Source organism: Streptomyces sp. NBC_01116 (assembly GCF_041435495.1).
Lineage (GTDB): Bacteria > Actinomycetota > Actinomycetes > Streptomycetales > Streptomycetaceae > Streptomyces.
Genome location: NZ_CP108644.1, coordinates 5,874,372 through 5,896,017, shown reverse-complemented (window position 1 = coordinate 5,896,017; position 21,646 = coordinate 5,874,372). Strand labels below are relative to the sequence as shown.

The 21,646-nt window shown below is 72.2% G+C and carries 22 protein-coding genes; 10 read left to right on the top strand and 12 right to left on the bottom strand.

Annotated elements, in window-relative coordinates:
* Window positions 1-25: 25 nt before the first annotated feature.
* Both OG245_RS26105 and OG245_RS26100 read right to left on the bottom strand, forming a co-directional pair.
* The gene (locus tag OG245_RS26105) at window positions 26-1,024 is read right to left on the bottom strand and encodes an NAD-dependent epimerase/dehydratase family protein (RefSeq protein WP_371625870.1); all 999 of its coding nucleotides are present in this window, start codon (window positions 1,022-1,024) and stop codon (window positions 26-28) included.
* Between the two features lie 65 nt (window positions 1,025-1,089).
* Window positions 1,090-2,109, bottom strand: coding sequence for a LysR family transcriptional regulator (locus OG245_RS26100; RefSeq protein ID WP_371625869.1), 1,020 nt, complete (start codon window positions 2,107-2,109; stop codon window positions 1,090-1,092).
* Between the two features lie 315 nt (window positions 2,110-2,424).
* Here OG245_RS26100 and snpA point away from each other — a divergent pair, with 315 nt between their 5' ends.
* Complete coding sequence (snpA, locus tag OG245_RS26095; RefSeq protein ID WP_371625868.1) at window positions 2,425-3,078, top strand: snapalysin; 654 nt, start codon at window positions 2,425-2,427, stop codon at window positions 3,076-3,078.
* Between the two features lie 204 nt (window positions 3,079-3,282).
* Here snpA and OG245_RS26090 read toward each other — a convergent pair whose 3' ends face one another.
* From OG245_RS26090 to OG245_RS26065, 6 genes are all read right to left on the bottom strand, one after another.
* The gene (locus OG245_RS26090; protein WP_371625867.1) at window positions 3,283-3,639 is read right to left on the bottom strand and encodes a GntR family transcriptional regulator; all 357 of its coding nucleotides are present in this window, start codon (window positions 3,637-3,639) and stop codon (window positions 3,283-3,285) included.
* 2 nt (window positions 3,640-3,641) lie between these two features.
* A complete protein-coding gene (locus OG245_RS26085) occupies window positions 3,642-4,610 on the bottom strand; it encodes a DUF1648 domain-containing protein (protein WP_371625866.1) in 969 nt (322 codons plus the stop codon).
* A gap of 263 nt (window positions 4,611-4,873) precedes the next feature.
* On the bottom strand, window positions 4,874-5,542 hold the full coding sequence (locus OG245_RS26080) for a DUF6304 family protein (protein WP_371625865.1): 669 nt from the start codon (window positions 5,540-5,542) through the stop codon (window positions 4,874-4,876).
* Between the two features lie 56 nt (window positions 5,543-5,598).
* Window positions 5,599-6,195, bottom strand: coding sequence for a GNAT family N-acetyltransferase (locus tag OG245_RS26075; protein ID WP_371625864.1), 597 nt, complete (start codon window positions 6,193-6,195; stop codon window positions 5,599-5,601).
* A gap of 89 nt (window positions 6,196-6,284) precedes the next feature.
* Window positions 6,285-7,328 (bottom strand): family 2 encapsulin nanocompartment cargo protein polyprenyl transferase, encoded by a 1,044-nt coding sequence (locus OG245_RS26070; protein WP_371625863.1) that lies wholly within the window; start codon window positions 7,326-7,328, stop codon window positions 6,285-6,287.
* Window positions 7,329-7,388: 60 nt separating this feature from the next.
* Entirely contained in the window at window positions 7,389-8,795 is a 1,407-nt protein-coding gene (locus tag OG245_RS26065) for a family 2B encapsulin nanocompartment shell protein (RefSeq protein WP_371625862.1), read from the bottom strand.
* A 176-nt stretch (window positions 8,796-8,971) separates the two neighbouring features.
* Here OG245_RS26065 and OG245_RS26060 point away from each other — a divergent pair, with 176 nt between their 5' ends.
* The 3 genes from OG245_RS26060 to OG245_RS26050 all read left to right on the top strand — a co-directional run bounded on the left by OG245_RS26060 (window position 8,972) and on the right by OG245_RS26050 (window position 11,665).
* On the top strand, window positions 8,972-9,418 hold the full coding sequence (locus OG245_RS26060) for an Rrf2 family transcriptional regulator (protein ID WP_371625861.1): 447 nt from the start codon (window positions 8,972-8,974) through the stop codon (window positions 9,416-9,418).
* A 94-nt stretch (window positions 9,419-9,512) separates the two neighbouring features.
* On the top strand, window positions 9,513-10,709 hold the full coding sequence (locus tag OG245_RS26055; protein ID WP_371625860.1) for a globin domain-containing protein: 1,197 nt from the start codon (window positions 9,513-9,515) through the stop codon (window positions 10,707-10,709).
* Window positions 10,710-10,735: 26 nt separating this feature from the next.
* Entirely contained in the window at window positions 10,736-11,665 is a 930-nt protein-coding gene (locus OG245_RS26050) for a 1-aminocyclopropane-1-carboxylate deaminase/D-cysteine desulfhydrase (protein ID WP_371625859.1), read from the top strand.
* On the opposite strand, the gene OG245_RS26045 is transcribed toward OG245_RS26050, so the two are convergent.
* Window positions 11,641-13,242, bottom strand: a complete 1,602-nt coding sequence (locus tag OG245_RS26045) for a Na+/H+ antiporter (protein ID WP_371625858.1) — start codon at window positions 13,240-13,242, stop codon at window positions 11,641-11,643. The genes OG245_RS26050 and OG245_RS26045 overlap by 25 nt on opposite strands.
* Window positions 13,243-13,277: 35 nt before the next feature.
* On the opposite strand from OG245_RS26045, the gene OG245_RS26040 reads away from it, so the two are divergent.
* The 3 genes from OG245_RS26040 (at window position 13,278) to OG245_RS26030 (ending at window position 15,137) form a co-directional block, all read left to right on the top strand.
* On the top strand, window positions 13,278-13,538 hold the full coding sequence (locus OG245_RS26040; RefSeq protein WP_371625857.1) for a UBP-type zinc finger domain-containing protein: 261 nt from the start codon (window positions 13,278-13,280) through the stop codon (window positions 13,536-13,538).
* Between the two features lie 232 nt (window positions 13,539-13,770).
* Window positions 13,771-14,184 (top strand): anti-sigma regulatory factor, encoded by a 414-nt coding sequence (locus tag OG245_RS26035; RefSeq protein WP_003966375.1) that lies wholly within the window; start codon window positions 13,771-13,773, stop codon window positions 14,182-14,184.
* Between the two features lie 23 nt (window positions 14,185-14,207).
* Window positions 14,208-15,137, top strand: coding sequence for an RNA polymerase sigma factor SigF (locus tag OG245_RS26030; protein ID WP_364879403.1), 930 nt, complete (start codon window positions 14,208-14,210; stop codon window positions 15,135-15,137).
* Between the two features lie 22 nt (window positions 15,138-15,159).
* On the opposite strand, the gene OG245_RS26025 is transcribed toward OG245_RS26030, so the two are convergent.
* On the bottom strand, window positions 15,160-15,609 hold the full coding sequence (locus OG245_RS26025; RefSeq protein WP_371625856.1) for a hypothetical protein: 450 nt from the start codon (window positions 15,607-15,609) through the stop codon (window positions 15,160-15,162).
* Between the two features lie 165 nt (window positions 15,610-15,774).
* Between OG245_RS26025 and OG245_RS26020 the strand changes: the two genes are divergently transcribed.
* Both OG245_RS26020 and OG245_RS26015 read left to right on the top strand, forming a co-directional pair.
* Complete coding sequence (locus tag OG245_RS26020) at window positions 15,775-16,743, top strand: diacylglycerol kinase family protein (RefSeq protein ID WP_351049965.1); 969 nt, start codon at window positions 15,775-15,777, stop codon at window positions 16,741-16,743.
* A gap of 320 nt (window positions 16,744-17,063) precedes the next feature.
* Window positions 17,064-17,321 carry a WhiB family transcriptional regulator gene (locus OG245_RS26015; protein ID WP_003953983.1) on the top strand — a complete coding sequence of 86 codons (258 nt, stop codon included), beginning with the start codon at window positions 17,064-17,066 and terminating at the stop codon, window positions 17,319-17,321.
* 213 nt (window positions 17,322-17,534) lie between these two features.
* Here OG245_RS26015 and OG245_RS26010 read toward each other — a convergent pair whose 3' ends face one another.
* Window positions 17,535-19,001, bottom strand: coding sequence for a sensor histidine kinase (locus tag OG245_RS26010; RefSeq protein WP_371627990.1), 1,467 nt, complete (start codon window positions 18,999-19,001; stop codon window positions 17,535-17,537).
* 369 nt (window positions 19,002-19,370) lie between these two features.
* A complete protein-coding gene (locus OG245_RS26005; RefSeq protein WP_371625855.1) occupies window positions 19,371-20,453 on the bottom strand; it encodes an SIS domain-containing protein in 1,083 nt (360 codons plus the stop codon).
* A gap of 302 nt (window positions 20,454-20,755) precedes the next feature.
* Here OG245_RS26005 and nagB point away from each other — a divergent pair, with 302 nt between their 5' ends.
* Window positions 20,756-21,541: a glucosamine-6-phosphate deaminase gene (gene nagB, locus OG245_RS26000; RefSeq protein WP_371625854.1), complete on the top strand. Its 786-nt coding sequence runs from the start codon at window positions 20,756-20,758 to the stop codon at window positions 21,539-21,541.
* Window positions 21,542-21,646 lie beyond the last annotated feature (105 nt).

Below are 21,646 nucleotides of genomic sequence, written 5' to 3'. Positions count from 1 at the left end.
GCGACACGCAGGCGGAAGCGGTGCGTCAGAGGGCCAGCAGCTTCGCCTCCAGCACGGGGTCGAGGCCGACGACCGGGCGGTCGGGGCGCTGGGGTGCCACGCCGCCGAGGGCGCACAGCCAGTCCCAGGTGTCCGCGACGGTCTCCCCGGCCGGGCGGCAGCGCAGCCCGGCGGCGTACGCCCTGGTGTGGCCGCCCCGGTGCAGCGTGTCGTACAGCTCGCCCGGCGGGAGCCAGATCGGCAGGTCGCTCCAGGGCTCGGCCCCGGCGGCCAGCAGGACCTCCGGATCGGTCCAGCGCAGCTCGGCGTCGGACCCGGTGACGCGCACGCAGGCCTCCAGCAGCTCGCCCATGGTCGTGTGGCCGGGGCGGCTGACGGTGTTGTACGCGCCGTACAGCCCGCCCGCCGCCGCGTCCAGGATCCAGTCCGCGAGGTCCCGGGCGTCGATGTACTGGAGCTCGGTCCCGGGCCGGCCGGGGGCGACGACCGGTCCGCCCCGGGCGATCCGCGACAGCCACCAGGGCAGCCGGCCGATGTTCTCGCCGGGGCCGATGATCAGCCCGGCCCTCGCCAGCAGGGCCCGGTCCCCGAAGGCGTCGAGGGCGGCCAGCTCACCGCCGCGCTTGGCCCGGTCGTACGGCACGTCCCCGCGGTCGTCGGGCGAGGCGCCGGTCACCAGCGGCCCGTCCTCGTCGAGCCCCGGGGCGGCCGGGTGGGCGTACACCGAGCGGCTGGAGACGTAACTGAAGTGCCCGGCCCGGCCGGACAGCAGACGGGCGGCGTCCCGGACGGCGGCGGGCGCGCCGCTCCAGGTGTCGACGACCAGGTCCCAGTCCTGCCCGCTCTCCGCCAACGCCGCGAGTCCGGGCCCGCCCGCGGTCCGGTCCCCGGTCAGCGCGCTCACTCCGGGCGGAGGCGCGTGACGGCCCCGGTGGAACACCGTGACATCCCAGCCCCGCCCCAGGGCGGCGTCGGTGACGGCCCGTCCGACGAATTCCGTACCACCCAGCATCAGAAGCCTCATGGAACGACTCTGCCCACCGGGAGGCGGCAGGGGAACCCGAGCACGCTGTCAGCAGAACGGGGAACTCACCGGCGCGGGTCGACTCCCTTACGTGCGGTCGGCACGGGCTGCACGGCGGGCACGGCGGAGGGTCGGGGTGTGCGGGCCAGCGGGGAGCGGTGGCGCAGCAGCCACTCGTGGTAGCCGCTGGCCCGTCGCGCCGCGTCCCGGTAGGCGTCCTCCAACTGCGCGTACACCACCTCGGTGTCCGTCCCGGGCCGTGAGGCCAGGAGCAGCCGTACCGCGAGCGGGTCGCCCAGCAGGGGGCGGATCACCATGTCGTCGCGCGGGCCCGACGTCGGCTGGCAGGGCGCGACGGCCTCGCCGAGCACGACGAGGGAGGCGGCGGTGAGGTAGTCGCCGTGCAGGACCGGCGGGTTCAGCCCGGCGGCCCCGAGCACCCGGCGCACGCCGTCCCACTCGCCGTCCACCGTCGGATCGACCATCCACGGGTCGCCCGCCAGGTCCCCGAGCTCCACCACGCGGCGGCGGGCGGCCGGGTGGTCCCGGGAGAGCGAGATGAACTGCGGTTCCCGGTCCACGAGCACGCGCTGCTCCAGGCCCTCCGGCACGGCGAGCGGGGAGCCCTCCACCTCGTGCACGAAGGCGACGTCCAGGCGGCCTTCCTCAACCGAGCGCAGCAGCGCGTGGGCGGAGACGTCGACCCGCAGCGAGATGTCGGTGCCGGGCAGGGCGACGCGCAGCCGGCGCAGCCAGTTGCCGATGACCCGGCTCGCGGTGGAGCCGATGCGCAGCCGGGAGCCGCGCGGCAGGGCGGCCTCGGCCTCCGCCAGCGCCTCGGCGACCAGGTCGCTCATGCCGTCCACGAGGGGCCGGGCCCGGCTCAGGACGGCCTGCCCCAGGGAGGTCGGGCGGCAGCCGGTCCGTTCGCGGCGGAACAGTTCGGCGCCGAGCACGTTCTCGATCCGCCGGAGCTGAGTGGTCAGGGAGGGCTGGCTGACGCCGAGGCGGCGGGCCGCCTGATGCAGGCTGCCCGCGTCGGCGATGGCGCAGAGCGCCCTGAGGTGCCTCACCTCCAGCTCCATGCAGCGGAGACTATGACCGTCGCACTCCGTGCACCAGACGTCGCAACCCCACCAAACGGCCTCAATTCAGGGAGTGTTGGGCTCCTGGACATGTGACGATGCGGTGCCGGTGGCGTGAGCACGGCATGCCCATGGGCGGCTGACGTGCACGAAGAGAGAGCCGGGCCGGCGATAGGGCGGCACTATCGCCGTTCGGCATCATCCCCGGCAACTGTGTGCTGCCCCACACTCTTCCCCGTACCGCCCCACGCCTTGTCCGCCCAGCGGACACCCCCACGGCGCGGGTTCGATCGGACAGGTAGGAGAAATCCCCCCATGAGACACCTCAGGACCGCCGTCGCCACCGCCGCCGCCGGGCTCGGCCTCGTCGCCGCGCTGGGCACCGCACCCGTCGTCGCCGCCGCTCCGGCCCCTGCCGCTCCCTCCTCCACCACCATCGCCGCGTACAACGGCTCGGGCGAGAACGCCGCCGCCAACCGCGCCTTCCTCGACGCCGTCATGAAGTCCGTAGCCGAGAAGCGCGCGGCCAACCCGGGCATCAAGGCCGTCACGGTCACCTACGACGCGTCGGGCGCCCCGTCCTTCCGCGGCCAGATAGCCAGCAGCACGCAGATCTGGAACAGCTCGGTCTCCAACGTCCAGCTCCAGGAGGGCTCCGGCGCGGACTTCACGTACCGCGAGGGCAACGACTCCCGCGGCTCCTACGCGAGCACCGACGGGCACGGTCGCGGGTACATCTTCCTGGACTACGCCCAGAACCAGCAGTACGACTCGACCCGGGTCACCACGCACGAGACCGGACACGTGCTCGGGCTGCCGGACAACTACTCCGGTCCGTGCAGCGAGCTGATGTCGGGCGGCGGCCCCGGTCCGTCCTGCACGAACTCCCAGCCGGACGCCAACGAGCGGGCCCGGGTGAACCAGTTGTGGCAGAACGGTCTGGCCGCACTCGCCCGCTCCGCCTCCTGACGCCGGGACACTCCGGCAGCCCGGTGGCCCGACAGCCCGGCAGTCCGGCAGTCCGGCAGTCCGGTAGTCGGGCGTAGGACGGCCGGTCCCGTGTCCCGGGACCGGCCGGCACCCCCCACACGACAGAGGACCGCTCCGATGACGGAACGGTCCTCTGCGCGGTCCTCGCCCGTGCAGGTCGGGCCGGGAGCGCCCGCGTGCCGGTCAGGCGTCCAGTTCGCCGCGGACGAGGGTCAGCAGTTCGTCCTCGGTCATGCCGAGGTCCCGGGCGTCCGCGACGGCTTCGCGGACGCGCTCCAGCAGCCGGGCCCGCTGCGGCGAGGCCCCGGCGGTGATCGCCGCGCCCCGGCCGCGGCGCAGCTCGATGAGCCCTTCCTCGCGCAGCCGTTGGTAGCCGCGCAGCACCGTGTGGACGTTCACGCCGAGGGATTCGGCGAGGACGCGGGCGGCGGGCAGGCGCTCGCCCGGGGCCACCGCGCCCTCGGCGACCGCACGCCGGACCGAGGCGGCGATCTGATCGCCGAGCGGGACGGTGGAGGTCGGGTCGACCCGGAAGAGCATGGTCAGCGCCCCGTCCGCTGCCGGTCGAGCAGGGTGTTGAGCAGGGCCGCGCCGGTGGCCGAGTCGTCGACGGTGACGGCGAACTCGCGGCCGCTCGTCAGGCTGACGACGATGGCCTCGCCCGAGCGGGTGATGACGCCGCTGCGCTCGGGACGGACGCGGTAGCCCCAACCCCCGTACTCCGCGAGCGCGTTGACTCGGCGGCTGTCCGCCCCCTCCATCCGCTCCAGCGACACCCGCACCCGGGGCCGGGGCAGCAGGCCGGAGACGGTGAGGCCCCGCCCGTCCACGGTGACGTGGGGGCGGCAGAAGGTCGCCGTCACCAGGGCGAGAAGAAGCAGCGGCGCCCCGATGAACCAGTTCTGCGCAAGGCCGACGACGACGCCGGCAGCCAGCAGCACCAGCACGGCGACCGGCGCCCACCACGCGCCGATCCCGCGCGCCCAGCCGGCCACTTCGCCGTCGGCGAGCGCGATCCGCTCCCGGCTCGCCGGGTCCCGGTCACGGGGGTCGTCGACCGCGGGGACGAGTCGGGCCGCCAGCAGGCCGAGGGCTCCGGCGAGGGCGGCCACTCCGAGGGCCAGGGCGATGTGCCACAGCGGGAAGCCGTCGGCCGGGCCGTTCTCCGGCGCGTCCACATTGACGGACAGGACGGCGATCAGCAGGTATCCGAGGAACGCGGCGACGGCGAACCCTCCGCCGATGAACCAGCGATGGGCACGGCCGTAGAGCCTGCCGTTGACCGAGGTATAGGACCACAGCGCGCCGAGCACCACCAGCGAGGCGGCCGTGCCGAGGAGATGAGCGGTGACGCCCATGTAGCCGTTGGCGGAGCCGACGGCGTCGAAGTGGACGGCCAGCCGCGCGGGCAGACGGTCCTGGACGGTGAGATGGACGACGAGGTCGGTGAGGAGAGCGAGCACAAAGGGCAGGGCTGCGAGCGTTGCGCGGCCAAGGTTCTTGCTTGTCATGGAAAACCTCCGTTGTTCGCATGTTAGTAGAACAATGGGGAGGGAGCAACGGCAGGACGCGCGTCCGCCCCGTACCGGCATGCGGCACGGGGCGGACGGACGGCACGGATCGGATGGAATAGGGGCGGACGCGATACGGGGCGGACGCGGGCGCCTCCGGTAGCGGCAGACACCTCAGGGGGCGGCACGCGCTTCCGGTGGCGGCAGGCGGCTCAGGAGGCGGCAGGCGGCTCCGGTGGGTGGCCGGCCACCCCGGGGTCGGATCAGGCGAGTTCCAGCGGGAAGGCTCCCCGATGGCCGGTGCCCGCGCCGTCGGCCGGGCGCACCTCGAACTCGCGGCAGCTCCAGACCTCCTGGACGAACCCGGACCGCTGGTCCCAGAGATCCAGCACGTCGTCCTCGCCCGCCGAGCCCCGGTAGGCGTCCTTGGCCCCCCGGAAACAGGCGAGCCCTCCGGAGAGGCCCCGGCCGGGGGCCGGGAAGTAGTCGGAGAAGGCGCAGGCGATACAGGTCTGGATCCGGACGCCGTCCGGGAGGATCCGCTGGACGGCGGTCAGGGCGGCGTTGAAGTCGCGCTCGGCACGGGCCGATTCGTACACCGCGCCGTCCAGGTGGAGGGCGAGGTGGAGGTCCGGGTCGACGCGGCGCAGGGAGAGCAGGCAGCTGAGCGTGGCGTGGCGGAGCGCGCCCGCCACGAGGACGGGCAGCGGCAGATCCCATTCCAGTACGCAGTCGGTGAGCGCCCCGTCCGCGAGGGCGAACATCCCGCTCACCGGCGGCATACCGGCGACCGGCTCCAGGTCGTCGAAGCTCTCGCCCTCGAAGTCGACCCCCCTGATCCGGATCCGGAGCTGCCGCCCGTCCGTGGTGAGAACGACGGCGTCGGAACCCTTGGTGTCCCGGTACCAGCCGGCCCACGACTCATCTGTCATGAGCAGGGACTGTAGTCCCTGCCCCGGGCGGCCTCCGTACCACCCTCCACCGGAGCTCAACCCGCTTGGGGCTCCCGCCACATGGGGTACATCTGCGGGCCGTCCGGCAGGTCGACGGAGCGGCCGAGGAAGCGGAATCCGAGCCGCTCGTACAGCGCCCGGCTCCGGGCGCTGCTCGCCTCCAGATAGGCGGGCAGCCCCTCCCGGTCGCAGCGCTCCAGCTCCACTCCGATCAGCTCCGCGCCGATGCCCTCTCCCTGGCGGTCGGGGGAGACGCCGATCATCAGCAGATAGGCGTGCGCGCGGTCGTGCGGGTGAACGGCCCCGGTGAGCCTGCCCACGAGTTCGCAGCGCTCGTTGTCGGGGTCGGCGATCCGCCGCATCAGGGCGGGCGTGGTGTCCGCCGTCTCGGAGGCCCCGGCGGACACCGGCAGCCAGAGGGCCACCGCGGCGCCGCCCTCGGCGATGTCGATACGGCCCTCGGCGAGGGCGATGTCGACGAAGACGCCGAGGAACCTGCCGTGGACCGTACGACGGTGGGCCTCGTCGGGGAACACCCAGCTGCTGACCGGGTCGTGGTGGAACGCCTCTTCCATGACCGAGACGACCAGCTCCCGGTCGTGCTGCTCCGCCCGCTGAATCCGTATGCCCATGAGCGGCTACCGCCCTTCCGTGCTGTTTCCGTCCAACCGACCTCCTGAATACTAGAGTTGAGAAGGCGTCGGCGGTCGCCAGGAGCGGGTCAGCTGGTCCTGCGGGTGACGAATTCGGCCAGTGCCAGCAGGTCTCCGGCGGCGCTCGGGTCGGGGACCGCCCGGGAGAGGTGGTGGACCGCGCGGGCCATCCGGTCGGCCGCGCAGACCTGGGCCCAGTCCCGGCCGCCGGCCCGGTCCACCGCGTCGGCCGCCCGGTCCACCTCGCCGGCGGTGGCCATGGGGCCCCGGTAGAGCGCGGCGAGCTCGGCGGCGGCCGGGGTGCCCGAGGTGAGGGCGGCGACCACGGGCAGGGACTTCTTGTGGGCGGACAGGTCGGCCCCGACGGGCTTGCCGGTGCGGTCCGGGTCGCCCCAGATGCCGATCAGGTCGTCGATGAGCTGGAACGAGAGGCCCGCCTCCCGCCCGAACCCGTCCATCGCGCGGACCGCCCGGTCCTCCGCCCCGGCGTAGAGGGCTCCGAGCGCACAGGCGCATCCGAGCAGCGCGCCGGTCTTGGCGGTGGCCATGGCGAGGCACTCGTCGAGCGTCACCTCGTCGGGGCCGCGCTCCTCGAAGGCGCAGTCGGCCTGCTGGCCCGCGCACAGCTCGATGACGCAGGAGGAGAGCCGGGCGACGGCGGAGGCGGCGGCCGGGTGCGGGTCCTCGGCCAGCAGCCGCTGGGCCAGGGCGAGCATGGCGTCGCCGGTGATGATGGCGTCCGGGACGCCGAAGACCGCCCAGGCGGTGGGCCGGTGCCTGCGGGTGGTGTCCTCGTCGATGACGTCGTCGTGGAGCAGGGTGAAGTTGTGGGCCAGTTCGACGGCGACGGCGGCGCGGACGGCGCGTTCCGGATCGCCGCCCAGCGCACGGGCGGCGGCCAGCACCAGGGCCGGCCGGATGGCCTTGCCCGCCTGGCCCGCGGCGGGGCTCCCGTCGGCGTTCTGCCAGCCGAAGTGGTACATCGCGATGCGGCGTATGCCGCCGGGCAGCGATTCCACGGCCGATCGCAGATGCGGGTCGACGACGGCACGGGTGCGCTCCAGGAGCGCCGCGGCCTCGTGCCCTTCCGTCGCTGCGTCCGTACTGGTCATGGTCACGGTCACTCCCTGGGGCGAGGCGAAGGTGTGCGGGCCCCCGGGGGTGCGATCGGGTCAGTGCCAGCGGCTGACCTCGACGTTCTCCAGCACTCCGAGGGCGTCCGGTACCAGGATGGCGGCGGAGTAGTACGCCGTCACGAGGTAGGAGATGATCGCCTGCTCGTCGATCCCCATGAAACGGACCGAGAGACTCGGCTCGATCTCGTCGGGGATACCGGTCTGCTGGAGGCCGATGACGCCCTGCTCGGCCTCGCCGGTCCTCATGCAGATGATGGAGGTGGTGCGGGCGTCGGAGACGGGGATCTTGTTGGACGGGAAGATCGGCACCCCGCGCCAGGCGGGCACGTGGTGGCCGCCGATGTCGACGCTCTCCGGGACGAGCCCGCGCCGGTTGCACTCGCGGCCGAAGGCGGCGATGGCCTTCGGGTGGGCGAGGAAGAGCTTGGAGCCGCGGCGGCGCGAGAGCAGCTCGTCCATGTCGTCCGGGGTGGGTGCCCCGTCGTGCGGCTGGATCCGCTGCCCGTAGTCGCAGTTGTTGAGCAGTCCGAACTCCCTGTTGTTGATCAGCTCGTGCTCCTGGCGCTCACGCAGCGCCTCGACCGTGAGCCGCAACTGCTGCTCGGTCTGGTTCATCGGCTGGTTGTAGAGATCGGCGACCCTGCTGTGCACCTTCAGCACCGTCTGGGCGACGCTCAGTTCGTACTCGCGCGGCGCCGCGTCGTAGTCGACGAACGTGTGCGGGACGACCGCCTCGCCCACATGGCCGGCGGAGAGGTCGATCGCCGCCTCGCCGTAGTGGTTGGTCCGCTGCTGCGGGATGGAGAGCACACCGGCGAGATGGTTCTGCAGGGGTGCGGCGCGCTCCGCGAGGTTGTACACATCGGCACGGCTGAGGGTGAGGAGCGTGCACGGGGTGACCGCGCGGGCCGTGTACTCCCAGACGGCGTCGCCGTCGATCAGGCTCTGGTCGCCGAAGTACGCGCCGTCGGCGAGCACCCCGAGCTCCGTCTCGTCCCCGTAGGGGCCCGATCCGACCTTCGCCACCCTGCCGTGCGCCAGCAGGAAGACCCGGTCCGCCGCGTCCCCCGAGGCGGCGAGCACCTCCCCCGCGGCCACGTCCCGCTGCTCGCACCTGCGGGCGAGCTCGGCGAGCACCTCCTGGTCCCCGAACTCCCGCAGGGCGGGCAGCTCCCCCAGCTCCGCGGGGATCACGGACACCCGGTCCCCGGTCTGGACGAAGGTCACCCGGCCGTCGCCGACCGCATAGCTGAGCCGACGGTTCACCCGGTACGTACCGCCCTGTACCTGCACCCACGGCATCATCTTCAGCAGCCACCGTGAGGTGATCTCCTGCATCTGCGGCGCGGACTTGGTGGTCGTCGCGAGGTTCCGCGCAGCTGCCGTCCCCAGACTCTGCTGCGGCGGCGCCTGCGTGTCGCGAACCTCTTCACCAACGGACATCTGACGTCCTTTCGATCATGGGCTGACCTGCGTGCAAAAGCCTTTCAGCAGGAGGACCGGGTCGCCATTACACAAAAGAGTGCGACTAATACGCCTTCGGTCGGGGCACGTTGGTCCTCGTCGCCCGGCGGACCTTTTAATTTGCATCCAGCGTGCAACTTATCTACGGTGAGCCCATGCGGTTGACGAGATTCACCGACGTGGCGCTCCGCGTCCTCATGCGACTGGCCGTCGCCGAGGGCCGGGAACCGCCGACCACCCGCGAGGTGGCGGCCACCATGCGGGTCCCGTACACGCACACCGCGAAGGTCGTCGCCAGGCTCCAGCACCTCGGCCTCCTCGACGCCCGTCGCGGCCGGGGCGGCGGGCTCGCCCTGACCTCCGCCGGCCGCTCCGCTTCGATCGGATCGCTGGTGCGGGAGCTGGAGGGCCCGGAGGAGGTCGTCGAGTGCGAGGGCGACACCCCCTGCCCGCTCCGCTCCGCCTGCCGGCTGCGCGGGGCCCTGCGCGGGGCCCAGGAGGCCTTCTACGCCGCACTGGACCCGATCACCGTCACCGATCTCGTCGCCTCCCCCACCGGCCCCCTGCTCCTGGGCATCGGCAGCGGCCCACCGCCCGACTGAACCCCGCCCCGGCAAACGCGAGCGCGTCCACGCGCCGACCGGGCCGTCCTCCGCCCATAAATATGCATCCCACATTCCAATAAGGAGTTCCGCCATGCTCTCCGACCGGTCCACCGCCACCGTCCGCGCCACCCTTCCCGCCGTCGGCGCGGCCATCGGGGACATCGCCGACCTCTTCTACGAAAAGCTCTTCGCCGCCCACCCCGAGCTGCTGCGGGACCTGTTCAACCGGGGCAACCAGGCCTCCGGGGACCAGCGCAGGGCCCTGGCCGGGTCCATCGCCGCGTTCGCGACCGCGCTGGTCGAGCACCCCGGCACCCGGCCCGACGTGATGCTGGACCGCATCGCCCACAAACACGCCTCGCTCGGGGTGACCCCGGAGCAGTACGACGTGGTGCACACCCATCTGTTCGCGGCCATCGCCGACGTCCTGGGCGACGCCGTCACCCCGGAGGTCGCCGCCGCCTGGGACGAGGTCTACTGGCTGATGGCGGGCTCCCTGATCGCCGTCGAGGAGCGCCTCTACGCGCAGCAGGGCGTCCTGGCGGGCGATGTGTGGCACACCTGGGAGGTGGCCGCCCGGGTCGAGGAGACCGAGGACGTCGCCACCTTCCTGCTGCGCCCCGCCGAGGACACGCCGCCGCCCGCCTTCCGGCCCGGCCAGTACGTCTCCGTACAGGTCGAACTCCCGGACGGAGCCCGCCAGATACGCCAGTACAGCCTCTCCAGCGCCCCCGGCTCCCGGCTGCGGTCGATCGCCGTGAAGCGGGTGCGCGGCCAGGACTCGCCCGACGGCGAGGTCTCCCGGCACCTGCACGAGCACACCCGCCCGGGCGACCTGCTGCGCGTCTCCGTCCCCTACGGGGACCTGGTGCTCGACCGGCTGGACACGCCCCTGCTGCTGGCCTCGGCGGGCATCGGCTGCACCCCCATGCTGTCGATGCTCGAACACCTCGCCCAGGAGGGCCACAGCGGCCCGGTCACCGTCGTGCACGGCGACCGCTCACCGGCCGACCACGCCCTGCGCGCCGACCACGTCCGGCTGACGGAGAAGCTCCCGGGCGCAGAGGCGCACTTCTGGTACGAGACCCCGGAGGCCGGGCGGCCGGCGAACCGCACCGGACTCGTCGACCTGGAAGGCATCACCGTACGCCCGGGGACGCACGCCTATCTGTGCGGCCCGCTCCCCTTCATGCGGGCCGTCAGGGCCCAGCTGCTGGAGGCGGGCGTCCGGCCCGCCGACGTCCACTACGAGGTGTTCGGCCCGGACCTCTGGCTGGCCTCCTCCTGACCCGGCGGAGAGGCGACAATGGGCGGGTGAACAGCCCGCCCCGCCTCGACGCCCTCCTGCGGCCCCGGGTGCCCTCCCCGCTGCGGGAGGTCCGCGACGAGCGCTTCGCGCGCCACGGGGTGCGACTGCTCCTCAAGCGGGACGACCTGATCCACCCCGACCTGCCGGGCAACAAGTGGCGCAAACTGGCCCTCAACCTGGAGGCCGCCGCCGGGCGCACCGTGCTGACGTTCGGCGGCGCGTACTCCAACCACCTCCGGGCGACCGCGGCGGCCGGGCGGCTGCTGGGCTTCGCCACCGTCGGCGTCGTCCGCGGCGACGAGCTGGCGCACCGGCCGCTCAACCCGTCGCTCGCCCGGTGCGCGGCCGACGGCATGCGCCTGCACTTCGTGGACCGTACGACGTACCGGGCGAAGGCCTCTTCCGAGGTCCTGGAGGGGCTGCTGAGCCTGTTCGGGGACGTGGAGGTCATCCCGGAGGGCGGCAGCAACGCGCTGGCCGCACAGGGCTGCGGGGCGCTGGGGCGCGAGCTGGCCGGTGCGTGCGAGGTGGCGGCCGTGGCCTGCGGGACCGGCGGCACCCTGGCCGGGCTCGCCGCCGGCCTGGGCGCCGGGCAGCGGGCCCTGGGCGTCCCGGTCCTGCGCGGCGGCTTCCTCGGGCGGGAGGTGGAGCGGCTCCAGCACGAGGCGTTCGGCGGCCCGTCCGGGAACTGGTCGCTGGACGAGCGCTTCGCCTTCGGCGGCTACGCCCGCACCACCCCGGAACTGGAGACCTTCGCCGCGGACTTCGAGGACCGGCACGGGCTGCCCGTGGAACGCGTCTACGTCGCCAAGCTGCTGTTCGCGCTGACCACGCTGGCCGAGGAGGGGGCGTTCGCGCCGGGCGAGCGGGTGGCCGCCGTGATCACCGGCACCCCCGACGCACGGCCCCCTCAGGAGTCGTCCGTCTCCCGGTAGGCCGCCGCCTCCTCCAGATCCAGCCGGCGCAGCAGGGTGCGCATCATCTCGTCGTCGATCCGCCGCTCGTCCCGGAGCCGGACGAAGACCTCGCGCTCGGCCTCGATCATCTCCCTCGACAGCCGCCGGTAGGTGTCGTCCGCCGACTCCCCGGTGACCGGGTCGGCGGCGCCCAGCCGCTCCCACACGGCGTTGCGGCGGCGCTCCAGCACACTGCGCAGCCGGTCCGCCAACGGTGGCGGCAGACTGCTGTGCGGGTCGGCGAGCAGCCGGTCCAGGCGGGCCTCGGCGGCCTCGGACGCCTCGTTCTGGGCCTGCGCCTCGATGAGGGTGACGGTCTGCGGGTCGGGGCCGGGCAGCTTCAGTACGCGGACGAGCACGGGCAGCGTCAGTCCCTGGATCACCAGGGTCCCGATGACGGTGGTGAAGGTCAGGAACAGCACCAGGCTGCGGGCCGGGAAGGGTTCGCCGTCGTGGGTGACCAGCGGCACGGAGAACGCGACGGCGAGCGAGACGACCCCGCGCATCCCGGCCCAGCCCACGATCAGCGGCGCGGTCCAGTCGGTGCCCGGCTCGCGTTCCCGGACGCGGCGCGAGAGCCACCGGGGCACATAGGCGGCCGGGTAGACCCAGACGAAGCGGACCACGACGACGGCCAGGAACACGATGGCCGCGTAACCGAGCGCCTCCGCCACACCGAACGAGCCGAGCCCCTTCAGGACGAACGGCAGCTGGAGCCCGATCAGGGCGAACACCGCGGACTCCAGGACGAACGCCACCATCTTCCAGACGGCCGCCTCCTGAAGACGGGTCGCGAAGTCGACCTGCCAGGAGCGGTGGCCCAGGTAGAGGGCGACGACGACCACGGCGAGCACACCGGAGGCGTGCACCCGTTCGGCCGCCGCGTACGCCACGAAAGGGATCAGGAGGGAGAGCGTGTTCTGGAGGAGGGCTTCCTTCAGGTGGGTGCGCAGCCAGTGGAGCGGCACCATCAGCAGGAGCCCGACGCCGACCCCGCCGACCGCGGCCAGCAGGAACTCGCCGATCCCGGCGCCCCAGCTCATCCCCTCCCCCACCGCCGCGGCCAGCACCACCTTGAACGCGGTGATCGCGGTGGCGTCGTTCACCAGGGACTCGCCCTGGAGGATCGTGGTCACCCGGGAGGGCAGCCCGACCCGGCGGGCGACGGCGGCGGCCGTCACGGCGTCCGGCGGGGCGATGACCGCCCCCAGGACCAGCGCGGCGGTCAGCGGCAGATCCGGGATGATCAGGTGGGCCAGCCAGCCCACGGCGACGGTCGCGAAGAGCGTGTACCCCACGGAGAGCAGGGCGACCGGCCGGACGTTGGCCCGCAGATCCAGGTAGGAGCTGTCCAGGGCCGCGGTGTGGAGCAAGGGCGGAAGCAGCAGCGGGAGCACCACGTGCGCGTCCAGGTGGTACGTCGGAACACCCGGCAGATAGCCGGCCACGAGCCCGACGGCGACCAGGACGAGCGGGGCGGGCACCGGGGTGCGGCGGGCCGCGCCGGCCACCGCCGCGCTCACGGCGACCAGGGCGATCAGCGGCAGCACGTCCATCCCACCGTCCTCGGATCCGTCGTAATCTGCCCATCATGAGCGAGTGTGCGCATGTAGCGGATCTGCCACGCCCCGAGCCCTTGCCGCTCGGCGAGACGTGTCCCGAGTGCCTGGAGGCGGGCAGTCACCCCGTGCAACTGCGGCTCTGCCTGACCTGTGGGCACGTCGGCTGCTGCGATTCGTCGCCGCTGCGGCACGCCACCGGACACTTCCGGGCGACCGGTCACCCGGTGATGCGGAGCTTCGAGACGGGCGAGAGCTGGCGCTGGTGCTTCGAGGACGGTTCGATCGTCTGACGCCTGGGTACGTCAATGCGGCGCTGGTTCTTCGCAATTGGACGCCGCAGACCCCTAGCCACTGTGTGTACGCATGGGCTTACCATGAGTGACCGCCGGGGTACGGGGTCCGTACGACACGGCATCATGGATCCGATAACGTCGCCGAGCCGAAGAACCGTCGACGGACCGCATGGCTCCGGGCCACCCTTCCCGGAACCTCGAAAGAGTTTGTGCCACCTTGGAGGTGAGGGTGTCCCAGATCGCAGGCGAGCCCGGGAATCAGGACTTCGTGGAAGTCCGGCTGCCCGCTGCGGGTGCCTACCTGTCGGTGCTGCGAACGGCCACGGCCGGCCTCGCAGCGCGTTTGGACTTCACTCTCGACGAGATCGAGGATCTTCGTATCGCGGTCGACGAGGCCTGCGCGATCCTGCTTCAGCAGGCCGTGCCGGGCTCCGTCCTCAGCTGCGTCTTCCGTCTCGTCGACGACTCCCTCGAAGTGACGGTGTCGGCGCCCACCACGGACGGCCGGGCGCCCGAGCGCGACACCTTCGCCTGGACGGTGCTCTCCGCACTGGCCGGCAAGGTCGACTCCACGGTCGCCGATGACCGTACGGTCAGCATCAGCCTCTACAAACAGCGCGGCGCGGGCCCCGGGCCGGCGTGAGCGACGGGAACGGGGACGGTCCTGTGCGGGACGAGACGATCCGATCCGGGGTGGTGCGGCCGGCAGGCATCCCGGAGCAGCAGGCCCGGCCGCATCCGGTGGACGGAGCGGACGGGCCCGAGAGCATCGACGTCGCGGTGGAGCAGCAGTCGCAGGCAGGGCGGGCGGGCCAGATGAGCGAGCACGGGCACCACGATCCACACGACCGCAGCGGGGCCCGGGCCCTCTTCTTCGAGCTGCGGGAGCTGCCCGACGGTTCGACGGAGAAGGCCGAGCTGCGCAACCGGCTGGTGCGGATGCACCTGCCGCTCGTGGAGCACCTGGCGCGCCGCTTCCGCAACCGCGGGGAGCCGCTGGACGACCTGACCCAGGTGGCCACGATCGGGCTGATCAAGTCCGTGGACCGGTTCGACCCGGACCGGGGCGTGGAGTTCTCGACGTACGCCACTCCCACGGTGGTCGGCGAGATCAAGCGCCACTTCCGGGACAAGGGCTGGGCGGTGCGGGTGCCGCGCCGCCTCCAGGAGCTGCGGCTGTCGCTGACCACGGCCACCGCGGAGCTCTCCCAGCAGCACGGCCGCTCGCCGACGGTGCACGAGCTGGCCGAGCGGCTGGGCATCTCCGAGGAGGAGGTGCTGGAGGGCCTGGAGTCGGCCAACGCGTACAGCACGCTCTCGCTGGACGTGCCGGACACGGACGACGAGTCGCCGGCGGTCGCGGACACGCTGGGCTCGGAGGACGAGGCGCTGGAGGGCGTGGAGTACCGGGAGTCGCTCAAGCCGCTCCTGGAGGACCTGCCGCCGCGCGAGAAGCGCATCCTGCTGCTGCGCTTCTTCGGGAACATGACCCAGTCGCAGATCGCCCAGGAGGTCGGCATCTCGCAGATGCACGTCTCCCGGCTGCTGGCCCGCACCCTGGCACAGCTGCGCGAGCGGCTGCTCGTCGAGGAGTAGGGCGAGGAGGACGTCCGCCGGTTCAGGCCTCGGGGGTCGCCCCGGCGCCCCGGCGGATGCCCAGGTCCTGCGTGGTCGCCGGCTTGAGGACGAGCACGAGGCCGGTGACGGCGACCACCGCCAGGACGATCCCGGTGGGGATCAGCGCGCCCTGCGAGCGCAGCAGCGTCCAGGCCACCGGCAGCGCCATGATCTGGGTGATCAGCGCGGGACCCCGGCTCCAGCTGCGCAGCAGCAGCAGCCCGCGGGCGGCGATCAGCGGGATCGCGCCGAGCGCGACCAGCGTGATCCCGACCGTCTCCGCCTGCTGTGTGCTCTCCAGCTTCCCGAGCAGCCCCATGACCAGCATGTAGACCCCGCCGACGGCGAGCGCCAGGCCTTCGAGGGCGTTGACCCCGGCGAGGACGGTGATCCTGGTCGGGCGCTCCGCCGCGGAGGGCGACGGCGTGGAGGGGGTCGCTTGTGTACTCACGCCTTTCAGGTTGGCATCCCGGGGGCCCGGAAGTGAAGCCGGGGTGCGGAGGAGCCTCCCCCGTCCGGGCGCACGGCGGGGCGGCCGGTCACTCTGCGTCACCGGTCTGGAGCGCAGCGAACCGGGACTACAGCACCGAACCGCCCGGTAGGTAGGCTGGCCGTCATGCGCGCACTCCTCGTGGTCAACCCAGCTGCTACCACCACCAGTGCCCGCACCCGCGACGTGCTCATCCACGCGCTGGCCAGCGAGATGAAGCTGGAGGCGGTGACCACCGAGTACCGGGGGCACGCACGGGACCTGGGACGACGGGCCGCGGACAGCGACGACATCGACCTGGTGGTCGCCCTCGGCGGCGACGGCACGGTGAACGAGGTCGTGAACGGGCTGCTGCACCGGGGCCCGGACGTGGACAGCCTTCCGAAGCTCGCCGTGGTCCCCGGCGGGTCCACCAACGTCTTCGCGCGCGCCCTGGGGCTGCCGAACGACGCGGTGGAGGCGACCGGCGCGATCCTGGACGCCCTGGAGAACCGGACCGAACGCACGGTCGGGCTCGGACTGGCGGCCGGCACCCCGGGAACCGAGGACGAATCCGTTCCCGAACGCTGGTTCACTTTCTGCGCCGGTCTCGGATTCGACGCCGGAGTCATCGGCCGGGTCGAACAGAAACGCGAGCACGGGAAGCGTTCGACCCACGCGCTGTATGTGCGCCAAGTGGTGCGGCAGTTCCTCAACGAGGCCCACCGCAGACACGGGCAGATCACGCTCGACGTGCCCGGGCAGGACCCGGTCACCGACCTCGCGCTCTCCATAATCTGCAACACCGCCCCCTGGACCTACCTGGGCAATCGCCCGATGTACGCCTCGCCGAAGGCCTCCTTCGACACCGCGCTGGACGTCCTCGGGCTGAAGCGTCTGTCCACCCCTGCGGTGGCCCTCTACGGCACCCAGCTGCTCACTTCGAGCCCCGAGAAGGGGCCGCGCGGCAAGCACGCAGTTTCACGGCATGACCTCACGGACTTCACCTTGCATTCAAAGGTTCCCCTGCCCTTCCAGATGGACGGCGACCACCTGGGACTACGTACGAGCGTGACGTTCACAGGCGTACGCCGTGCACTGCGTGTGATTGTGTGAGTGGAAGGGCCTAAAGTCCTTTAACTCGAACGTTTGGACTGGCCCCCACCCCTAAGAAGTGCGGCTGTGACCTAGTCGACACCGAGGAATCAAAAAAAACTTTCCAGAAGGGGTTGTATCCGTCGCCGAGGTTTGGGAATCTCTTCATGGCGATCGGGACGGCCCGCAACACCGGCCTCCACTGAGAGCCAGAACCCCTCCTCACCATCACAGACCACACCCAGTCCATCTGGGAGTCGGCCCGTCATCTACGGGGGGATTCGTGAAAGCGTTCACATTCACAAGCAACAAGCGTGTAATACCAAGGAGAGGTAGCAGCCATGGACTGGCGTCACAACGCCGTTTGTCGTGAGGAAGACCCTGAGCTTTTCTTCCCCATCGGCAACACCGGTCCTGCGCTGCTGCAGATCGAGGAAGCCAAGGCTGTCTGCCGCCGCTGCCCCGTCATGGAGCAGTGCCTGCAGTGGGCGCTCGAGTCCGGCCAGGACTCCGGCGTCTGGGGTGGCCTCAGCGAGGACGAGCGCCGCGCGATGAAGCGCCGCGCCGCTCGCAACCGGGCGCGCAACGCAAGCGCCTGAGCGAGAACCGCACCAAGCCTCAGCCCGGCGGCGCGTACAGAGCGTACGCACAGCCCCGCCTTCGAGTCGCAGCGCGCAGTACCCCGAAGCGCATCGCAACGTGAGCATCACGGAGCGGGCCCGGACCGTCACCACGGTCCGGGCCCGCTCTGCTGTGTGCTCCCGCTCTTCCTGCCGGTCGGCGCGGATTCCTGCCGGCCGGCAGGGGATGTCCTACTTGTCGGCGCGGACCGGGAGGTCCAGCACCACCTGGGTGCCGCGTCCGGGCGCCGGGACCATGCCGAACGTGCCGCCCAACTCCCCCTCCACCAGCGTCCGTACGATCTGGAGCCCGAGGTTGCCGGCCCGCTTCGGGTCGAACCCCTCGGGCAGCCCGCGCCCGTCGTCGGTGACGGTGATCAGCAGCCGTCCGTCGGTGGGCGATCCGCCGCGCACGGCGGAGACCTCCACCGTCCCGTGGTCGGCCACGGCGAAGGCGTGCTCCAGGGCGTTCTGCAGAACCTCGGTCAGCACCATGGAGAGCGGGGTGGCGACCTCGGCGTCGAGGATGCCGAAGCGTCCGGTGCGCCGGCAGGTCACCTTTCCCGGGGAGATCTCCGAGACCATCGCGATGACCCGGTCGGCGATCTCGTCGAACTCGACCCGCTCGTCCAGATTCTGGGACAGCGTCTCATGGACGATGGCGATCGAACCGACGCGCCGGACCGCCTCGTTGAGCGCCTCGCGGCCCTGCTCGGAGTCCATCCGTCGGGCCTGGAGGCGCAACAGGGCGGCCACCGTCTGGAGGTTGTTCTTCACCCGGTGGTGGATCTCCCGGATGGTCGCGTCCTTGGTGATCAACTCGCGCTCGCGGCGGCGCAGTTCTGTGACGTCCCGGAGCAGGACCAGGGAGCCGATGCGGACGCCCTTGGGCTTGAGCGGGATCGCCCGCAGCTGGATCACGCCGCCCGCGCACTCGACCTCGAACTCACGGGGCGCGTAACCGCTGGCCACCTTGACCAGGGCCTCGTCGACCGGTCCCCGGGACGGGGCCAGTTCGGCGGTGGTGGTGCCGAGGTGGTGGCCGACCAGGTCGGAGGCGAGGCCGAGGCGGTGGTAGGCGGAGAGGCCGTTGGGGCTCGCGTACTGGACGATCCCGTCGGCGTCGAGCCGGATCAGGCCGTCGCCCACGCGCGGGGAGGCGTCCATGTCGACCTGCTGGCCGGGGAAGGGGAACGCCCCGGCGGCGATCATCTGGGCCAGGTCGGAGGCGGACTGGAGGTAGGTGAGCTCCAGCCGGGAGGGGGTGCGCACGGTGAGCAGGTTGGTGTTGCGGGCGATGACGCCGAGCACCCGGCCCTCACGGCGTACCGGGATGGACTCGACCCGTACGGGGACCTCCTCGCGCCACTCCGGGTCGCCCTCGCGCACGATCCGGCCCTCGTCCAGGGCGGCGTCCAGCAGCGGGCGGCGGCCGCGCGGCACCAGGTGGCCGACCATGTCGTCCTGGTAGGAGGTGGGCCCGGTGTTGGGGCGCATCTGGGCGACGGAGACATACCGCGTGCCGTCGCGGGTGGGGACCCACAGCACGAGGTCGGCGAAGGACAGATCGGAGAGCAGCTGCCACTCCGAGACCAGCAGATGGAGCCACTCGAGGTCGGTGTCGCTCAGAGCGGTGTGCTGGTGGACGAGGTCGTTCATGGAGGGCACGTGTGGAGCGTACCTGGGGTTGCCTCGGGCGTTCGAACCGATCGGCCCGCCGGGCCGTGCCATGGAGGTACGACGATGGACAGGCGCGGACTCCCGCCCGAGAATGTCGTGCACATGGATGGACACGGGCAATTGGTCTAGTCCACAATGAACACATCACGACCTCCGCTCTCCCCGCACAGGAGAGCGGACCGAGGCTCCGGCACTCTCTGCCCTGACTGCGCCGGTGCCTCCAGTGGCCGGGGGCACCGCACACCGCCGGCCAGGTAGCTCCGGGCTGCGGTGCCGGGTGGGCTGAGGGTCCCGCTCTGGCGCCGCGGCCCGCGGGTGTTTCCGGGCCGCGTCACCGCCTCCGTGACCTCAGCGGGTCTCGGTGACCTTGGCCAGGGCGCGGGGCGCGTCCGGATCCTGGCCCCGGGCGATCGTCACCTCGTACGCCAGCAGTTGCAGCGGCAGGATCTCCAGGATCGGCTGCAACTCCTCCGGGACGCCCGCCGTGGGCAGCGCGAAGCCGGCCGAGGCCGCCTCCACCTGGGCCTTGGGGCCGACCACGAAGAGGTCCGCACCGCGTCCGCGCAGCCGGTCCAGCACCGGCTGGAGGGCCTCGCCGCCCCGGCCGTCGGTGACCACGGCGATCACCGGGGAGATGTTGTCGACCATCGCCAGCGGTCCGTGCAGGAGATCCGCGCCGGAGTAGGAGAGAGCGGGGATGTAGCTGGTCTCCATCAGCTTCAGGGCCGCTTCCTTGGCCGTCGGGTAGCCGTAGCCGCGCGAGGTGATCACCATGCGCTCGGCGAAGCGGTACCGCGAGGCCAGCGCCTTGACCTCGGCCCGGCGGCCCAGGATCGCGCCCGCGAGGTCGGGCAGCCCCGCGGCGGCCTCCGTTCCGTCGTGGCCGCCCAGCCCCGCCACGAAGAGGTAGAGGGAGAGGAGCGAGGCGGTGTACGTCTTGGTGGCCGGGAGCGCCTTCTCCGGGCCCGCCAGGATGTCGATGTGGTACTCGGAGACCGCCGCCAGCGCTGAGTCCGGGTTGTTGGTGACGGCGAGGGTGACCGCCCCGGCCTCCCTGGCGGCTCTCGTGGAGGCCACCAGGTCCGGCGAGCCGCCCGACTGGCTGACGGTGACCACCAGGACGTCCCGCAGGTCCGGCCGGGCCCCGTAGGCCGTCGTGGTGGACATCGAGGCCAGTCCGCAGGGCAGCCCGAGGCGGATCTCCAGCAGGTACTTCGCGTACAGCGCCGCGTTGTCCGACGTGCCCCGGGCGGTGAGCAGCACGAACCGGGGCTTCCGGGCGGCGATCTCGGCGGCGACCTCGCGGATGCGCGGCGCGCCCTGTTCGAGGATGCGGCGCAGCATCGCGGGCTGCTCGGCCATCTCGCCGGACATGATGCGGCCGGGCTCGTCGCCCTGGCCGCCCGGGTCGGCCGGAGGGGTGGCGGACATGTGGGGGCCTCCCTGCGCTGGCGGCAAACGGCGTACGGGACGGCGCGTGCGCGAGGTGCGCGATCCGCGAGGAGCGCGATCCGCGAGGAGCGCGATCCGCACCGTGCGCGATCCGCGCCGTACCGGTCCAAGTCGACCAGGCAATGCGGTGGCCCGCCAGCGGGCCGGGGCGTGCGGGGGCCCGGCTGCGTACGGGGCGGCCGATGGGCGGACTGTTCACCGTACGGCTGCTCGATTCTGCTAAATTGGGAACTTGATTGGTCTATACCACCGGCTCCCCTAGTCAGATCGGCAGGCACAGCGTGGAAGTTGTCATCGTCCCGGACGCCGCGGCAGGCGGCGAACTGATCGCGGAGGCCATCGCCACGCTGATCGCCCGCAAGCCCGACGCCCTGCTCGGCGTTGCGACCGGCTCGACCCCGCTGCCCATCTACCGCGCGCTCGCGGCGAAGGTCGCCTCCGGGGCGGTCGACGCGTCGCGCGCCCGGATCTGCCAGCTCGACGAGTACGTCGGGCTGCCCGCGGGCCACCCGGAGTCGTACCGCTCCGTGGTGCTGCGCGAGGTCATCGAGCCGCTCGGGCTCTCCGAGTCCTCCTTCATGGGCCCCGACGGGTCGGCCGAGGACGTCCAGGCGGCCTGCGAGGCCTACGACCGGGCGCTGGCCGAGGCCGGCGGGGTCGACCTCCAGCTCCTGGGCATCGGCACGGACGGGCACATCGGCTTCAACGAGCCGTGCTCCTCGCTCGCCTCCCGCACCCGGATCAAGACGCTGACGCAGCAGACCCGGGTCGACAACGCGCGCTTCTTCGACGACGACATCGAGCAGGTGCCCCACCACGTGATCACGCAGGGCATCGGGACGATCCTGGACTCGCGTCACCCGATCCTGCTGGCCACCGGTGAGGGCAAGGCGGAGGCCGTCGCCCAGACGGTGGAGGGACCCATCGCCTCGATCGTGCCGGCCTCCGCGCTCCAGCTGCATCCACACGCGACGGTGGTCGTGGACGAGGCGGCGGCGTCGAAGCTGAAGCTGGCGGACTACTTCCGCGCCACGTATGCGGCGAAGCCGGGGTGGCAGGGGCTGTAGGGCTCGGGCCCTGCCCCTCGTACGGCCGAGGGCCGGGACGCCTTTACGGTGTCCCGGCCCTTTGCCGTGCGGTGTCGTGCTTGGTGCGGCCCGTCCGGCGTGAGG

What these genes read in the sequence shown, in the direction of transcription:
- OG245_RS26020 (WP_351049965.1), top strand. Translation starts at nt 15,775, where the DNA reads ATGCGCGCACTCCTCGTGGTCAACCCAGCTGCTACCACCACCAGTGCC.
- OG245_RS26105 (WP_371625870.1), bottom strand. Translation starts at nt 1,024, where the DNA reads ATGAGGCTTCTGATGCTGGGTGGTACGGAATTCGTCGGACGGGCCGTC.
- OG245_RS26085 (WP_371625866.1), bottom strand. Translation starts at nt 4,610, where the DNA reads ATGACAAGCAAGAACCTTGGCCGCGCAACGCTCGCAGCCCTGCCCTTT.
- OG245_RS26010 (WP_371627990.1), bottom strand. Translation starts at nt 19,001, where the DNA reads ATGAACGACCTCGTCCACCAGCACACCGCTCTGAGCGACACCGACCTC.
- OG245_RS26090 (WP_371625867.1), bottom strand. Translation starts at nt 3,639, where the DNA reads ATGCTCTTCCGGGTCGACCCGACCTCCACCGTCCCGCTCGGCGATCAG.
- OG245_RS26080 (WP_371625865.1), bottom strand. Translation starts at nt 5,542, where the DNA reads ATGACAGATGAGTCGTGGGCCGGCTGGTACCGGGACACCAAGGGTTCC.
- OG245_RS26065 (WP_371625862.1), bottom strand. Translation starts at nt 8,795, where the DNA reads ATGTCCGTTGGTGAAGAGGTTCGCGACACGCAGGCGCCGCCGCAGCAG.
- OG245_RS26055 (WP_371625860.1), top strand. Translation starts at nt 9,513, where the DNA reads ATGCTCTCCGACCGGTCCACCGCCACCGTCCGCGCCACCCTTCCCGCC.
- snpA (WP_371625868.1), top strand. Translation starts at nt 2,425, where the DNA reads ATGAGACACCTCAGGACCGCCGTCGCCACCGCCGCCGCCGGGCTCGGC.
- OG245_RS26040 (WP_371625857.1), top strand. Translation starts at nt 13,278, where the DNA reads ATGAGCGAGTGTGCGCATGTAGCGGATCTGCCACGCCCCGAGCCCTTG.
- OG245_RS26070 (WP_371625863.1), bottom strand. Translation starts at nt 7,328, where the DNA reads ATGACCAGTACGGACGCAGCGACGGAAGGGCACGAGGCCGCGGCGCTC.
- OG245_RS26015 (WP_003953983.1), top strand. Translation starts at nt 17,064, where the DNA reads ATGGACTGGCGTCACAACGCCGTTTGTCGTGAGGAAGACCCTGAGCTT.
- OG245_RS26045 (WP_371625858.1), bottom strand. Translation starts at nt 13,242, where the DNA reads ATGGACGTGCTGCCGCTGATCGCCCTGGTCGCCGTGAGCGCGGCGGTG.
- OG245_RS26100 (WP_371625869.1), bottom strand. Translation starts at nt 2,109, where the DNA reads ATGGAGCTGGAGGTGAGGCACCTCAGGGCGCTCTGCGCCATCGCCGAC.
- OG245_RS26060 (WP_371625861.1), top strand. Translation starts at nt 8,972, where the DNA reads ATGCGGTTGACGAGATTCACCGACGTGGCGCTCCGCGTCCTCATGCGA.
- OG245_RS26075 (WP_371625864.1), bottom strand. Translation starts at nt 6,195, where the DNA reads ATGGGCATACGGATTCAGCGGGCGGAGCAGCACGACCGGGAGCTGGTC.
- OG245_RS26005 (WP_371625855.1), bottom strand. Translation starts at nt 20,453, where the DNA reads ATGTCCGCCACCCCTCCGGCCGACCCGGGCGGCCAGGGCGACGAGCCC.